We start from the raw sequence: 13,969 nt of genomic DNA on the forward strand, positions 1-13,969 counted from the left end.
CGCTACAGCTCGCCCGACGCCGCCAACCCGTCCATCGCTGCCTCGGTCGCGACGAAGCTCGCGTCCATCGCCGCGAGAACCGCGGGCGAGTTCGGGTTCGGCCCGAGCATCAGTCCGAACGAGAACGACTGCGCGCGTCCGGCCTGCGAGAACACGTAGGAGGTCGTCCCGTCGCCGAACACCGGGTCCACCACGTCACCGACGAAATACAGCTGGAAGAAGCGCGACATGTCGTAGCCGTACACCGCTTTGATGTCGGCGACGATCGTCGGCGTCGTCGGGATGAGGTCATTGCCGACGGCGAAGAAGTCACCCGTGTTTGCCGGCGTCGTACCGACCTTCGCGAGTGCGCGCGGGAAGTCCTCGATGAGGTGCGCGTTGAGTGCCGAGGTGAGCACTCGACCCGGCGACTTCGAACAATCGGCGGTCATCGCGTAGTGGTGCTGCCACCACGGCGCCACAGATCCGCCGGTGAGGTGGCCGTGCAGGTTCGTCAGGTATCGGTCAACGAAGTCGAAGCTCGCAGCCCACGCCCAGCGCATGTCCTCGTAGCGGGTGTCCTCGAGAGCGGGGATCGCCGAGTTCAAGGTGTCGCGGTAGTAGATCGCGAACAATCCGCGGTAGTCGGCGTACTGCGAGAAGATCCCCGCGATCTCGGTGACCTTGGTTCGCGCGTCGTAGAGGTCATGCAGCTGGGCCGGGTCGCTCAACGCGATCAACCGCTGCATTTCCGCATCCGAAAACTCATGGCGGCACGATGCGTTCGTCGCCGTCGGAGTTGCATCTGCCAGTCCAGCGCCCGCCATGGGAAGTGCGAGCGCGATCATTACGGCGAGGAGAAGTCGCTTCATCAGATTGCTCCTGCAGTTGCGGACGTCGTGACAAACCCTTCGGCAAGGAGCCAGCTCGCATGCATCCGTGCGAAGGCACCTGCCTTCGTGAAACCTTGGAGCTCAAGCCCATTGGCGAACGCGTAGGCGCGCGCCGACTGCAGCACGGTGTACTGCGTACCGCCGGGTCCGACGACCAGATCGATCGCATCGCCGAAAATGAGTCCGCCGAAGAAACCGGACACGTCCTCGCCGTAGACCTGTTTGAAGTCGGCGAACATCACCGAGGTCGACGCCTGCAGACTGTCTCCGACTTTCATGAAGTCGTCGAAATTGCGCTGCGACGACCCGGCGGTCGCAACGGCCTGCGGAAGGTCGATGATGACGTGCGCGTTGAGCGCGGCCAGCAGTACCCGTCCCGGCGACAGGTTGCACTCCGCGGTCTTGTCGTAGAAGTTCTGCCAGTACGGAGTGACCGGTCCGCCGGTCAGATGGCCGTGCAGGTTCTCGAGGTAGCGCTTGAAGAAGTCCAGGCTGACCGCGGTCACATAGTCGCGGTCGGCGTAGTCGCCGTTGTCGATCGAGGGGACGGCGCCGTCGAGGACCGCTTTGTAGAAGACGGCGAACGTGCCGCGGTAGTCGTGATTCTTGACGAACAACGCGCGAATTCGCGTCGCGCGATCGCGGGCGTCATGCAGATCGCGAAGTGTCGAGGGATCACTCAGAGTAATTAGTTCGGTGCGGTCTGCGCCGGTGAATTCGTGACGGCACTCAGTACTTTTCGCGGACACCGGCGATACCGCCATGGCCTGTGCGGAGCCGACGGCGACCGCCGGGATTGTGCACAGAAGAGCGCCAATAATGCTGGCACCCAAGAATCTTCGGCCACGAGCCACCCGCATCTGGAACCGCCTCACAAATCGGAAATCGCGCGCACAAAAACCCGCTGATAACGCGGGAAACGCATCAAAATTAATCAGTTAGGAAATGAGTCTAAAAAGAATAGATTTGTAAATCTAATTTTGTGCGGAGCGTCTCAAATGGTGTCTGGACGTGGTCGATGTCACCGATGGGGCGAATTCTGCCGGTTTCGATGACAGCGGCGAGTGTCATTGACAGTGCCTACTGCAATTGACTAGCCTGTCCACACGTTCCTCGACCGAGTCGATCGGACCGCGCTCATGGCCAACGAAGACCGCGCACCCGCGGATTCGAGGCGTACCCATTCGCCACCTGAGCAGGAGCTGATCTTGACCACATTCCAGGAAGTCGCTGACCGGACGTTCGACGCAGCTCGCGAGCGCGTACAGGCGTTCTACGAGGAAGTCGCGAAGCGGATCGAATCCGCGATCGACGCCGGCCGTCGCTTTATCGGGGACTTCGCGGAGAACGTCGAGTCTGCGCTGACCGCCCGCCAGGAGTCCGCCCGGGTCGGCCTGGGTGGACGGATCCGCCAGTAATCGCGCTGATCTGCCCCTTCGTCGCGTTGTTGTTCCCCGTGTCCACGGCGTACGCCGTGGACCGGTGGTGCCGGAGGAAATCATTGAGGTGATCCGACTCTGTCGGTGCCCTCAGGCAGGATGAAGGCGTGACCACCATCGTCTTCGTCCACGCCCATCCCGACGACGAGAGTTCGCAGACCTCCGGGTCGATGGCGAAGGCGTCCGCGGAGGGGCATCGCGTCGTGGTCGTCTATGGCACGAACGGAGACCACGGCGAGGTTCCCGAGGATCTGGCACCTGGGGAGACGCTGGTCGACCGGCGCCGCAAGGAGGCTGACATGTCGGCCGCGGCGACCGGTACCAGCCGAGTTGCGTGGCTGGGCTACTCGGACTCGGGGATGACCGGCTGGGAGCAGAATCACGAGCCGAACAACTTCCACAACGCCGACCTCGACGAAGCGGCTGGACGTCTCGCGCAGATCCTCGATGAGGAGAACGCCGACATTGTCACGGGCTACGACTGGCACGGCGGCTACGGTCACCCGGACCACGTGAAACTGCACCACGTCGTGCACCGGGCCGCCGAACTCGCCGTCCGACGCCCGCGGGTGCTGGAGGCGACGTTCAACCGAGACCGGCTGCGCGCGTTCCGCGACCTCGCGCTGGCCGCGGGGCAGGATTTCGGCTTCGATCCGGACGGCCCGATGGACGACGGCAATCCCATGGGCACGCCCGAAGCCGAGATCCACTGGCAGGTGGATGTTTCCGCGTTTCTCGAGCAGCGCCGGGCAGCGATGCAGTCGCACGCGAGTCAGGTGACCGACATCGGGAGCTTCATGGCGATGCCGCCCGAGGTTTTCGCCGCAGTCTTCGGGACCGAGTTCTACAGCGAGCCGGGACGGCCGCCGGGAATGCGCGAGGGTTGGTTCCTCGACGAGTGATCAGGCTGTCGCGCCGTTGCTCATCGCCTTCAAGAGCGCGGACGAGTCGGCAATCGCGCCGAAAACGCCGCCTTGCATGGTCACCATCTTCAGCGCGGCTTCGTAGTTGCCGCGGTCGGTGGCGCCCGTGCAGTCGGTCAGCAGCAGACATTCATAGCCGCGGTCGTTGGCATCACGCATCGTGGTGTGCACACACACGTCGGTCGTGATTCCCGTGAAGATGAGGTGCGTGATGCGGCGTAGACGCAGGAGCAGGTCGAGGTCGGTGGCATAGAACGACCCCTTGCCCGGCTTGTCGATCACGAGTTCACCGTCGATGGGCGCGACCTCGGGCACGATTTCCCAGCCCGGCTCGCCTCGGGTGAGAATCCGGCCGCACGGTCCGAGTGAACCGATGCGGGCGGAAATCTGGTCGGAGCGCCACAACTTGTTCGGCGGACAGTCGGACAGGTCCGGTCGGTGGCCCTCGCGCGTATGGATGACGGTCATTCCAGCCTCGCGGGCGGCAGCCAGCACGCGCTGCGTGGGTTCGAGGCCGGCTCGCGTCAGGTTGAGGTCGTAGCCCATCTGGTCGACGTAGCCGCCGGGGCCGCAGAAGTCGACTTGCCAGTCGATGTTGATGAGGGCGGTGGTCGCCGAGCTGAACGAACCGTCGTACGGCCACGCGTAGGGCTCGGCGTCAATCTGTTCGAAGACAAGGGGACTCATTGCATAACTCCTGGGGATGAGTGCGTCGCCACGGAGGGCAGGACCGCCGCGCGTACGGCGGTCCTGCCCGGCTCCTACTTGGACAGCGTTCCGACGACGCCCTGGACGAAGAAGTCCATCTCGTCGTTCTTGGCGTAGTCGGGCACCTGGCCTGCCGGGATCTTCACTTCGCCGTTCTGGTCGTTCACCGGACCGGCGAACGGAGACCCTTCGGGGGTGGCGAGCCAGGCCCGCGCGGCGTCGATCTTCGCCTTCGTCTCGTCGGTGACAGACGGGCCATAACCGGCCATGACGAACGGGTTGGTTCCGGTCTTGTAGCCCACTCGGAAGTTGGCGTTGTACTTGCTTCCGACGAACTTGCCGTCCTTGACGGTCTTGACAATGTCCGTGTAGAGCGGGCCCCAGTCCCACACCGCGCCGGTCAGCCAGCCCTTCGGCGCGAGACTCGATGCGTCAGCGTGGTAGCCGACGGTCATCGCGCCCGCCTTCTCTGCCGCCTGGATAACGGTGGCAGTGCAGTCCTGATGCTGGGTCATGACATCGACACCCTGCGACAGGAGGCTGTCGGCTGCGGCTTGCTGCTTACCGGGGTCGCACCACGATGAAGTGCTCACTGTGATGGTCTGAACGTCCGGGCGCACCGTCTGTGCGCCGCGCTCGAAGGCGTCGATGTTCGCGATGGTCTGCGGAATCGGGAACGCGTAGACGTACCCGAGCTTGCCGGTCTTCGTTGCCGCACCGGCGGCGATCCCGGCGAGATACATCGGCTCGTACACGGTGCCGAAGTAGGTTCCGGAGTTCTTCGGGATCTCACCGGTGATCGTGTTGCCCTGCTGCACCACGACGACGTCCGGGTGTTCCTTCGCGACCTTCTCCGCCGCATCGAGGTGACCGTAGCTGGTCGCGAAGATCAGCTTCGCGCCCTTGTCGATCATCTGCTCCATGGTCGTGGCGGCCGTGTCGTCCTCGGGAACGTTCTCCGCGGTGAGGACCTCGAGGCCCGGGAATGCTTTGCGCACCGCGTCGGCTCCGCCGAACACGGCTTGGTTGTATCCGAAGTCGTCCTTGGGGCCGACGGTGATGAACCCGACCGCCTTGGTATCCGCACCCGGCGCACCGTCAAAGGACTTCGTGGAGGTCGCCGATGAACAGGACGCCAACGCCAGTGCGGCCGAGATCAGCCCGGCCGCAAGGGCCGTTTTTCGAGGACTCATTCGTAAACGGGACATACCGGTTCCTTTCATTTGGGGTGTCAGCTGCGCGCGGGTGCGTTCTCGATGACTCGTTTGAGTTCGGCTGGAGCGGAGGTCAGCGTTCGTTTTCCGAGCACGGCCAGGACGACGAGGGTCAGTACGAACGGGATCGCGTCGAGTGCAAACTGGTTGAACGCGTACCCGCGGGCCTGAAGTGCGCTGCTGAGCGCGAGCGCCATGCCGAAGAGGTAGGCGCCGCCCATGACCCGCCACGGACTCCACACCGCGAAGATGACCAAGGCAACCGCGATGAAACCCCTTCCGGCGACCATGTTTTCGAACCAAGCGTTGGCGTAGGCGATGGATAGGTGGGCACCGCCGAGCCCGGCGAGGAAGCCGCCGAACGTCACTGCCAGCAATCGGACGTGCCGGACGTTGTAGCCATGGACCAGTAGCGCGTCCGCGCGTTCACCGGCAGTGCGAATGAGGAGACCGATCCGGGTCCGGAACAACAGGAACCACAGGGCGGGAATTGTCGCGAAGCTGAGGTAAACGAGCGGGTCGTGCCGGAAGAGGATCGGTCCCAGCACGGGGATCGAGGACAGTCCCGGCACATTCCAGATGTGAAACCCGTGGACCGGGCGTCCCACGTAGGCCGCACCGAACATCGACGTTGCGCCGAGCGCTACGAACAACATCGCCAAACCGGAAGCGAACTGATTTGCCCGCCGCCACACCACGAGATAGGCGTGTATTGCCGAAAGGACTGCGCCCGCGGTGGCTCCGGCAAAGGCGCCGATCCACGGACTACCGGTTTCGACCGTCACCATGTACGCGGCAAGGGCCCCGACCAGCATGGAACCTTCGGTTCCCAGATTGATGACGCCCGCTCGCTCGCCCACGGTTTCGCCCGCGGCGGCGTACATGATCGATGTACCGCCACGTACTCCACCGGCGACGACGTCCACGATGAGACTCATGCGGCAACCTGCTTCCGGGTGGACGTCCAGCCGAGAACGGCGATGAGAATGAGAGCGGTGAGGATGTTCGTCGAGGCCGCGGGTACGCGCAGGTCCAGCTGCATGCTGTCGCTCGCGACCGACAGTGCGGCGAATACGAACGTGGCGGCGACGATCGGGAGTGGCCGGTGCCGCGCCACCCAGCACGCGAGGAACGAGATGTACCCGAGCTGGGCTCCGAAACCGGGACGCAGCTTGTACTCGACGCCGGCGTAATGAACCATTCCGGCGAGTCCGGCAAGCGCGCCACCGATCACGAGCGCCGACAGAACGAGCATTCCGACTCGCATGCCGGCCCGCCGCGCGGCTTCGGCGTTTCCGCCGGCGACAGAGATCTTGAATCCCCATCGGGTGCGCTCGAGGACGAACCAGACGACGGCGACCGCAATGAGAGCGACGATGATGCCGACGTGGATCTTCGTGCCGCTGATGACCGGCAACTTGGCCGGGTCGGCGAGTTCCTTGGTGGCGGGCTGCCCAGTCGGGCTCCACCGCCACGGCGAGTAGATGAGAAATAGCAAGACGTCGAGCGCGACAAAGTTGAGCAGCAGCGTCGTAATCGCCTCGTTGACACCGCCCCACAACCGCATCGCCGCGGCGATACCGGCCCACGCGGCGCCGGCGACCATGCTCGCGAGGAGCATCGACACGAGCAACACCGCAGGTGGTGCGGTGTCTCCCAGTACTTGGAACACGCCGGCGGCGGCGACTCCGCCGATGATGATCTGCCCCTCACCGCCGACATTGGTCAGGCCTGCTCGCGCGGGAATCGCCACCGCCAGTGCGCCGAGGATGAGTGGCGCCATCTCGATGGCGATCTGCTGGAGAGAACGCGGCCGCTCGAATGTCGACGCGAACATCTCGGCATAACCGGTGAACGGGTTGACGCCCTGGGTCATCAGCAGGATTCCGAAGATGATGAACGCCAGGCTGATTGCGATGACCCACCGGCTGACGACCGGCACGGAAGCAGACAACTTCCAGTTGGACACGGCCCGCGTCATGCTGTCCGTCCGATCATCATCTGGCCGATCGTCTGGCGGTCGAACCGGGCACGGTCGACCTCGCCGCTGATGTGGCCGTCGTGCAGCACGACGATGCGATCGGCCATGCTCATGAGTTCGTCGAGATCCTCGGACACCATGAGCACCCCGGCCCCCGCGTCCCGACGCTCGAGCAGCAACTCCTGCGTGCGACGGGCATTTGCAATGTCGAGTCCGCGACTCGGATAGGCCGCGACGACGAGTGTCGAGTCGACGGAGAGTTCCCGCGTCAGGATGACGCGCTGAATGTTGCCGCCGGAAAGTTCGCTGACGCGCCGCGCGCGAGGTGCGATGTTCAACGCCATTCGCTCGTTCGCCGTCTCGGTGCGTTCTTTCACATCAGTCCAGGCGATTCCCATGCGGCGCGCGGGCAGCGGTCTGCCGTCGAGTGCCATGTGTTCGAGCACGGTGAGTCGTTCGACGACAGAGTCGGCCACCGGGTCTTCCGGAACGCAGACTGCCCCGGCGTCGAGTGCCTGCACTGGATGTGAAACGGCGGTCCCGTTCACTGCGACGGTGCCGGTGGCAGGCTTTCGCAGCCCGAGCGCGACCTCGCACAGTTCGCGCTGTCCGCTGCCAGCGACTCCCGCGACACCGACGAGTTCTCCCGGACGAACTTCGACAGTGACGTCCTTGAGTGCCGTATGTCCCTGGTCCCCGACACAGGTCACGCCGGTGAGAACGAGGGCGCGGTGTCCATTCGTCTCGATCAGGGAGGGTCGAGCCGCGAGGTCGGCAACGGTACGGCCGACCATCGCCTCCACGAGTTGGGAGTTGGTGTAGTCCGCCGGGTCGACACCGACGAGCACGGTCTTCCCGGCCCGGAGGACTGTCGCGCGATCGGCGATGGCGCGAACTTCGTCGAGTTTGTGCGTGACGATGAGGACTCCGAGGTCTTGCTCGCGGAGTTGCCGGATGACAGCGAAGAGAGACTCGACCTCCTGAGGTGCGAGGACGCTCGTCGGCTCGTCGAGAATGACCAGTCGCGCACCGGTCATGAGCACCTTGAGAATCTCCGCGCGTTGACGCTCTCCGATTGACAGGTGTGCCACCTTCGCGTCCGGTTTCACCGCCAATCCGAACCGGGTGCTGGCTTCGGAGATCCGTCGGGACAGGTCGCGCAGCCGCAGCAGCGGACCTTCCGGCAGGGCGAGTGCAATGTTCTCGGCGACGGTGAGAGCGGGAACGAGGCGCAGATCCTGGAACACCATGCCGATCCCGAGCCGGCGCGCATCGGCCGGCGAACCGAGCGGGGCCTCTTTGCCGGCGACGATCAGGGCTCCCGAATCCGGGGTGTAGACTCCGTACATCATCTTCAGCAAGGTGGACTTACCCGCGCCGTTCTCGCCGACGAGCGCGTGGACCTCGCCGGGCCAGAGCTTGAGGCTCACATCGGTGTTCGCCCGGATCTCGCCGAAAGCCTTGGTCAGACGGACCGCTTCGAGCAGCGCTACAGGGTAGATCGTGCGCACGGGAGCTTGGGTTTCGGACACGGTCCTATAGGATCACTCGGCTTGTTTCGAGGCATTTTCGCGCAGTTAAAAGGTTGTTAAGCGTCGCCGATGGCGAGTACGGGTCCGCGGGATCTATAGGATTGGGGCATGAACTCCGTGGGCTTGTCGGCAATCTCGCCGATCGATCGAGCGGAGTTCGAGGGTGATCTGGCGCAGTGGATCGTCGCGGTACTCGAGGACGCGATCCTGCGGCGGATGCTGCAACCAGGCGATCGGCTCAACGCGGATGCGCTGTCGAAGCAACTGGGCGTGAGTCATATTCCGGTCCGGGAGGCACTGCGAGTGCTTGCCGCTCGGCATTGGATCGAGATTCGACGCCACCAGGGCGCGTTCGTCACATCGAGAACCGCGCAGGAATTGTCGGACCTGTTTGAGGTCAGGTTGTGTGTCGAGCCGTACTCGGCTCGCCTCGGTGCGACTCGCCGCTCGAGTGTGCAGGTCGATGAGCTGGAGGAGATCGTCGCGGCGCAGCGCCGAACGGATGACCCGGTGCGGTTCGCCGAGCTCAATGCCGAGTTTCACACGGCAATCGCGGGCTGCTCGCAGAACGAGCAGCTCACCCGGACTGTGTCCGAACTCGGAGCCAGGGCGAGGTTCTACTTCTCGCCGGCGGCTGACCTCCGTCACGACCGATCGATCAACGAGCACTGTGCGATCCTTCGGGCAGTTCGAAATCGCGATCCGGAATCAGCAGAATCGCTGACTTTCCAGCACATCGACGACACTCGCTTGGACGTCCTCGCACTGTTGCGCGCGGACGGCTCTTAGCCCGGCAACAGCAGCGCCGAATCTCCGAATTCGTGCCAAAGGTAGCCTTCGGCGACCGCTGCGTCGTACGCCCGTTGGGTGAGTTCGGGACCGGCGACCGCTTCGACGAGAAGCAGATGCGAGGCCTCGGGATCGTGCCACCCCGTGATGAGCCCGTTGACGACCGCTGGGGGCTGAGCCGGCGTGACCACTCGCGTCGTCCATCCGGATGCCGCTTCGACATGACCTGCAGATACCGCCGACTCGAGAGCGCGGACTACCGTCGTCCCCACCGCGATCACCCGGCCGCCCGCCTTGCGCGTCTGATTGACCAGGCGCGCGGTCGACGGCGATACCGAGAATCGTTCGGGCTGCGGAGCCTCGCCGGTCTCCTGCGAGGACACCCCGGTGTGCAGGGTTATCGGCGCTAGCGCTATGCCTGAGGTGACCAGCCGGGTGACCAGCTCGTGAGTGAAAGGTCTTCCAGCCGAGGGCATCTCCGCACTTCCCGGCCGAAATCCGAAGACGGTTTGGTAGTCGGAGAGCGGGTAAGAACGATCGAGGTAGCCGTAGGAGATAGGCCGCGCCGAGACCGCAGCGACGTCCCCCACGATCGCTGCGGTCCACAGCCGGTTCCCAGATCCCGTGGGCGATGAGCCCTCCTCGGGATAGGGCCGCACCAAAGTGATTTCAACTTCGGACGCCTCGATCACATCACCGGCCGTGGCATCGAGAATCGATCGCTGAGCCCGCGGCGGTGTGCGCAGCTCGACGACCCAACGTCCGTCATCGAGTTCCATCGCGAAGTGGACGATGACCTCGCCGCGCGCCCACACACCGTCGACCTGCCGAGCCATGGTCGCGGAATCGTTGACGACGACGAGGTCGCCGGGCGCGAGGAAGTCCGGGAGGTCCCGGAAGTGGGCGTGGGTGATACCCGCCGTCCGGCCGACGAGGAGTCGGACGTGGTCGCGCCGGACTCCGCGCCGCTCGGGTGGAGCAGGCGCGAACGTGCTCGCTCGGAATCGCGTGACGGGTTGTTCAGAAAGCAGTGTCATCAGGCCACCTCTTGCACGAGGTTGATGTCCGCAGCCCGGAAGCGCCCATTGGCCGGCCGGGCGTTGATGAGTGCGAGCAGATGCGGGACGACCGTTTCGGGAAGTGGCCGGTCGGAGATGTCTTCGCCCGGGAACCACTCTTGGTGCATTTCCGTGCGCATGTCTCCCGGGTCGACGGCGTAGGCCGAGATCGTCGGATTCTCGGCGCCGAACGTCAGGGTGATGTGGTCGAGCGCGGCCTTGGACGCGCCGTACAGGCCGAAGCCTTCGTAGTGATCGACGGCGGCATCCGACGAGATCGAGAGCAGAATCCCGCGCGACTCGACGAGCCACGGCAAGAGCAGGCTGGTCAGAACCAGCGGCGCGCCGATGTTCGGACGCCAGACGTCTTGGAAGTCCTCCGGCGTGGTCTCCGCCAACGCGCGGTACCGCGTATCGCCCGAGCGCGGTCCGAGCGCGCTGGCGTTGTGGACGAGCAGGTCGAGGCGGTCGGCGAGTTTCACCTGCTCGAGGAGCGCCCTTCGGTGCACACCGTCGGTGATGTCACCGGTAATCGCGATGACGTTCGGTGATTGCGGGAGACGGGAACCGTCCCGCGCGTCGGTGATGACGGTCCAACCTCGGTCCGCGAGCGCAGTGACGAGGGCACGGCCCAAGCCAGCAGAACCTCCGGTGACAAGAGCGACGTTCATGGGATCTCCTTGGTTGAGTTCAGTCCCTGTTCGCTCTCCACTGTTCAAGTTAAAGTGAACTTGAAGTCAAGGAGATTCTTGTGGAGGCTCATCTCACCGTCACGGACGTGGCAAAACGCAGTGGCTTCGCGCCCAGCGCGTTGCGCTATTACGAGGCCCAAGGACTCATCTCGGCCGCCCGCACGCCCGGTGGCCGACGACAGTTCGAGCGAATAGTGCTGCGCCGCTTGGCGTTCATCCGGGCCGCGAGCAATGTCGGCCTCACCCTCGAAGAGATTCGAGCCGAACTCGATCAGCTTCCGGAGGGGCGAACGCCAACCGCCGCCGACTGGAAGCGGATTTCGAAGCATTGGCGCGGCCGGCTCGATGACCAGATCAACGCGCTCAAGCGGCTACGTGACGGCCTCGACAGCTGCATCGGGTGTGGCTGTCTGTCGATGGGCAAATGTTGGATTTCGAACCCCGGCGATGTGGCCGCCTTGACGGTGGACCCGCCGGGAGCAGCGTACTTACCACCGCTGCTCCGGCGGCCCCATCCCAGGGTCTAAGGCTCGACGATCGACAACACACCTGTCGCCGAGACGTACACGGTGTGGGTTTCCGGGTCGACGACGGGCGTCGCGGGGAACGAACCCACGTCGAACGACGCGAGCACGGTGTTCGTGGCCGGGTCGATCGCGAAGACCTTTCCGTCCTTGTCGGTCGAGTAGAAGATGTGCGACCCGGTGTCGATGCCCACCGTGCCCGGCGAGCTTCCCGTGTCGATCGTCGCAACCACACTCCGCGACTCGGTGTCGATCACCGTGATGCTGCCCGCGGTGCTCGGGACGTAGACCCGCTTGTTGCCGGGGTCGACGCCGATGCCGCGCGGCATCTCACCGATCGGAGCCGAACCGACGATGTTGCCGTTGGGGTCTGCGATGACGACTCGCCCGTTGTTCCCGTCGACGCCGTAGATCAGGTGCGTGGTCGGGTCGACAGCGATTCCGCCGCAGCGCCCGCCTTCGATGATGTTCAGCGTTCGCGTCGTCTTGGAATTGAGGTCGATCGCCGTCACCGCCGACGATTGCGCACGCGCGACGTAGGCGACGTGTGCGTCACGGTCGACCGCCAGGCCCGTGGGGCCGGTTCCGAGACTGACCGTGTCGGTCACCGATCCGGAGTTGAGATCGATGAACGAGAACGTGCCCGGGCTCGACCGGGTGTCGGCGCTGTTCCCACTGACCTGCGTGACGTACAGGTTCGTGCCATCGACGGCGACCTCGACCGGGTGGTTGTCCACGTTGATCTTGCGCGTGATCGACTTCGTCTTCGGGTCGACCACGGACACCGTGTTGTCCTGCGGGTTCGCCACATAGACCATCTTGGTCTTGGGATCGAACGCGACGCCGCCGGCGGAATACTGGCCGCCGAATGACACTTCACCGGTAATCCGGACGGCGGCTTGAGCTTTCGAGACGGCCGCGGCGGAACTCGGATTCACCTTGGCGGTCTGACCGATGTGCGATTCCGGTTCGGCGCCGTTGCTGCAGCCGGCGAGCGCGAGGGCGACCGCCGCGCTGGCGATGGTTACATTGCGGAAAGGTCTTGACATCACGGAGGCCTGAGACACGATCTTCACAGTAGGTGTCTGATTCGGGACTGAAACGGTTACCGGCAAAATCTCAGGTTGTACCTTAAAGATCAACATCTGACTCTCAAGATGCGGGAGTGTTTCATGTACTACTTCAGCTGGCCGTTGACGCGGCCCAAGAAGCTCCAGCTGGCCGGCATCGCGACGGCGGCAACCTTCATCACCTACGGTCTGAACCTGATCATCTGGCCGGCACCGAAGATGACCGGAATGCCGGGCATGGGTGGCGGTGATGCACCTCCGCCGATGTGGTTCAACCTGACCATGTGGTCGGCGAACTTCGTCGAGTCGATCATCTTCGGGCTCGGTTTGGTGTTTGCGCTCGTCGCGTTCCCGTTTTTCCGGAACCTCACCACACACCGGACTCTGGGCGGTTGGGCCTATGCCGCGATTTGCTGGGAAACACTCACCTGGTGGCCGCACGACCAGATGCACCGCGTGCGCAAGCCGGGCGACATCATGGCGCTTCTGCGGATCGAAGTGGGATTCCACATCACCCTGGCCATCGGGTCCGTCATCATCGCCGCGTTTGTTGTCGCGATGCTGATTCAGCTCCGGTCTCTGTCGTCGCTGAAGAAAGAGCCGGTCAAGGCGGCTCCGTAGCTAGTCGCGCGCCCTCGCCAGCCATTCCCGCGCTGGCGCCAGCGCGCCTGTCCCATCGCCGTTCGCGGTCTTGTCCCCGCGAGACGCCAGGTCGGCGATGGTCACGCCCCGCAGTGATGCTCGCCAGGCCGCATCGGCGGCCAGCATGACGGCGTTGATTCCACACGGGGCCACGCACTTCTCGGGCGGGGTCTGACACGGCCCGCGCTGCCGGATTTCGGTGCACACAAACGACGGGCTCGCGCCGTTCACGGCTTCGACGACATCAAGGACGCTGATCTCGTTCGCGGGACGACCGAGAACATAACCGCCGCCCTTGCCTTGAATCGAGCGAATGATTCCGGCCCGTGCGAGGCCCTGCAGATGCTTCGCGAGGTAGCTCGGCGACACGTCATGGAATTCCGCGAGGTGCGACGCGGGCGTCGGGCAATCGGCGATGCGCAGGACGACACAACAGTGCAGCGCCCACTCCACTCCGTCGGAAAGCTTCATTCTCACCCCTTGACGCGGACACTTCTTGTCTGAGTATAGTAATCGGACAAAGAA

The 13,969-nt window shown here is 64.3% G+C and carries 16 protein-coding genes; 5 read left to right on the top strand and 11 right to left on the bottom strand.

Annotation, left to right across the window (positions count from 1 at the left end):
- Positions 1 to 2: 2 nt before the first annotated feature.
- A complete protein-coding gene (locus F600_RS0107980; protein ID WP_018160078.1) occupies positions 3 to 851 on the bottom strand; it encodes a DUF5995 family protein in 849 nt (282 codons plus the stop codon).
- A complete protein-coding gene (locus tag F600_RS0107985; RefSeq protein ID WP_156024474.1) occupies positions 851 to 1,732 on the bottom strand; it encodes a DUF5995 family protein in 882 nt (293 codons plus the stop codon). The genes F600_RS0107980 and F600_RS0107985 overlap by 1 nt, the downstream gene beginning before the upstream one ends.
- 348 nt (positions 1,733 to 2,080) lie before the next feature.
- On the opposite strand from F600_RS0107985, the gene F600_RS0107990 reads away from it, so the two are divergent.
- Positions 2,081 to 2,290, top strand: a complete 210-nt coding sequence (locus F600_RS0107990) for a hypothetical protein (protein ID WP_156024475.1) — start codon at positions 2,081 to 2,083, stop codon at positions 2,288 to 2,290.
- Between the two features lie 128 nt (positions 2,291 to 2,418).
- On the top strand, positions 2,419 to 3,213 hold the full coding sequence (locus F600_RS0107995; protein ID WP_018160081.1) for a PIG-L family deacetylase: 795 nt from the start codon (positions 2,419 to 2,421) through the stop codon (positions 3,211 to 3,213).
- On the opposite strand, the gene biuH is transcribed toward F600_RS0107995, so the two are convergent.
- The 5 genes from biuH to F600_RS0108020 form a co-directional block, all read right to left on the bottom strand.
- A complete protein-coding gene (gene biuH, locus F600_RS0108000; protein ID WP_018160082.1) occupies positions 3,214 to 3,921 on the bottom strand; it encodes a biuret amidohydrolase in 708 nt (235 codons plus the stop codon).
- Positions 3,922 to 3,995: 74 nt separating this feature from the next.
- Positions 3,996 to 5,135, bottom strand: a complete 1,140-nt coding sequence (locus tag F600_RS0108005) for a BMP family ABC transporter substrate-binding protein (RefSeq protein ID WP_018160083.1) — start codon at positions 5,133 to 5,135, stop codon at positions 3,996 to 3,998.
- Positions 5,136 to 5,173: 38 nt separating this feature from the next.
- Positions 5,174 to 6,094 carry an ABC transporter permease gene (locus tag F600_RS0108010; protein ID WP_018160084.1) on the bottom strand — a complete coding sequence of 307 codons (921 nt, stop codon included), beginning with the start codon at positions 6,092 to 6,094 and terminating at the stop codon, positions 5,174 to 5,176.
- On the bottom strand, positions 6,091 to 7,137 hold the full coding sequence (locus F600_RS0108015; RefSeq protein WP_018160085.1) for an ABC transporter permease: 1,047 nt from the start codon (positions 7,135 to 7,137) through the stop codon (positions 6,091 to 6,093). The genes F600_RS0108010 and F600_RS0108015 overlap by 4 nt, the downstream gene beginning before the upstream one ends.
- The gene (locus tag F600_RS0108020; RefSeq protein ID WP_040630795.1) at positions 7,134 to 8,669 is read right to left on the bottom strand and encodes an ABC transporter ATP-binding protein; all 1,536 of its coding nucleotides are present in this window, start codon (positions 8,667 to 8,669) and stop codon (positions 7,134 to 7,136) included. Before F600_RS0108020 ends, F600_RS0108015 begins: the two co-directional genes overlap by 4 nt.
- 108 nt (positions 8,670 to 8,777) lie before the next feature.
- Between F600_RS0108020 and F600_RS27440 the strand changes: the two genes are divergently transcribed.
- On the top strand, positions 8,778 to 9,458 hold the full coding sequence (locus tag F600_RS27440; RefSeq protein WP_018160087.1) for a GntR family transcriptional regulator: 681 nt from the start codon (positions 8,778 to 8,780) through the stop codon (positions 9,456 to 9,458).
- Here F600_RS27440 and F600_RS0108030 read toward each other — a convergent pair.
- Complete coding sequence (locus F600_RS0108030) at positions 9,455 to 10,495, bottom strand: S-adenosylmethionine:tRNA ribosyltransferase-isomerase (RefSeq protein ID WP_018160088.1); 1,041 nt, start codon at positions 10,493 to 10,495, stop codon at positions 9,455 to 9,457. The two genes, F600_RS27440 and F600_RS0108030, sit on opposite strands and share 4 nt — an antisense overlap.
- Complete coding sequence (locus tag F600_RS0108035; RefSeq protein ID WP_018160089.1) at positions 10,495 to 11,187, bottom strand: SDR family NAD(P)-dependent oxidoreductase; 693 nt, start codon at positions 11,185 to 11,187, stop codon at positions 10,495 to 10,497. Before F600_RS0108035 ends, F600_RS0108030 begins: the two co-directional genes overlap by 1 nt.
- Positions 11,188 to 11,267: 80 nt before the next feature.
- Here F600_RS0108035 and soxR point away from each other — a divergent pair, with 80 nt between their 5' ends.
- Positions 11,268 to 11,735 (top strand): redox-sensitive transcriptional activator SoxR, encoded by a 468-nt coding sequence (soxR, locus tag F600_RS0108040; protein WP_018160090.1) that lies wholly within the window; start codon positions 11,268 to 11,270, stop codon positions 11,733 to 11,735.
- On the opposite strand, the gene F600_RS0108045 is transcribed toward soxR, so the two are convergent.
- Positions 11,732 to 12,781 carry a YncE family protein gene (locus F600_RS0108045; RefSeq protein ID WP_211220048.1) on the bottom strand — a complete coding sequence of 350 codons (1,050 nt, stop codon included), beginning with the start codon at positions 12,779 to 12,781 and terminating at the stop codon, positions 11,732 to 11,734. The two genes, soxR and F600_RS0108045, sit on opposite strands and share 4 nt — an antisense overlap.
- A gap of 123 nt (positions 12,782 to 12,904) precedes the next feature.
- Here F600_RS0108045 and F600_RS0108050 point away from each other — a divergent pair, with 123 nt between their 5' ends.
- Positions 12,905 to 13,423 (top strand): hypothetical protein, encoded by a 519-nt coding sequence (locus tag F600_RS0108050; protein WP_018160092.1) that lies wholly within the window; start codon positions 12,905 to 12,907, stop codon positions 13,421 to 13,423.
- On the opposite strand, the gene F600_RS0108055 is transcribed toward F600_RS0108050, so the two are convergent.
- Positions 13,424 to 13,915, bottom strand: a complete 492-nt coding sequence (locus F600_RS0108055; RefSeq protein ID WP_018160093.1) for an RrF2 family transcriptional regulator — start codon at positions 13,913 to 13,915, stop codon at positions 13,424 to 13,426.
- Between the last annotated feature and the right edge of the window lie 54 nt (positions 13,916 to 13,969).

Source organism: Smaragdicoccus niigatensis DSM 44881 = NBRC 103563, from assembly GCF_000380645.1.
Classification (GTDB): domain Bacteria; phylum Actinomycetota; class Actinomycetes; order Mycobacteriales; family Mycobacteriaceae; genus Smaragdicoccus; species Smaragdicoccus niigatensis.

Excerpts from the sequence above, each read along its gene's own strand:
- F600_RS27440 (WP_018160087.1), top strand. The coding sequence starts at position 8,778 with ATGAACTCCGTGGGCTTGTCGGCAATCTCGCCGATCGATCGAGCGGAG.
- F600_RS0108005 (WP_018160083.1), bottom strand. The coding sequence starts at position 5,135 with ATGAGTCCTCGAAAAACGGCCCTTGCGGCCGGGCTGATCTCGGCCGCA.
- F600_RS0107980 (WP_018160078.1), bottom strand. The coding sequence starts at position 851 with ATGAAGCGACTTCTCCTCGCCGTAATGATCGCGCTCGCACTTCCCATG.
- F600_RS0108015 (WP_018160085.1), bottom strand. The coding sequence starts at position 7,137 with ATGACGCGGGCCGTGTCCAACTGGAAGTTGTCTGCTTCCGTGCCGGTC.
- F600_RS0108050 (WP_018160092.1), top strand. The coding sequence starts at position 12,905 with ATGTACTACTTCAGCTGGCCGTTGACGCGGCCCAAGAAGCTCCAGCTG.
- F600_RS0108035 (WP_018160089.1), bottom strand. The coding sequence starts at position 11,187 with ATGAACGTCGCTCTTGTCACCGGAGGTTCTGCTGGCTTGGGCCGTGCC.
- biuH (WP_018160082.1), bottom strand. The coding sequence starts at position 3,921 with ATGAGTCCCCTTGTCTTCGAACAGATTGACGCCGAGCCCTACGCGTGG.
- F600_RS0108030 (WP_018160088.1), bottom strand. The coding sequence starts at position 10,495 with ATGACACTGCTTTCTGAACAACCCGTCACGCGATTCCGAGCGAGCACG.
- F600_RS0107985 (WP_156024474.1), bottom strand. The coding sequence starts at position 1,732 with ATGCGGGTGGCTCGTGGCCGAAGATTCTTGGGTGCCAGCATTATTGGC.
- F600_RS0108045 (WP_211220048.1), bottom strand. The coding sequence starts at position 12,781 with ATGTCAAGACCTTTCCGCAATGTAACCATCGCCAGCGCGGCGGTCGCC.
- F600_RS0108055 (WP_018160093.1), bottom strand. The coding sequence starts at position 13,915 with ATGAAGCTTTCCGACGGAGTGGAGTGGGCGCTGCACTGTTGTGTCGTC.
- F600_RS0108010 (WP_018160084.1), bottom strand. The coding sequence starts at position 6,094 with ATGAGTCTCATCGTGGACGTCGTCGCCGGTGGAGTACGTGGCGGTACA.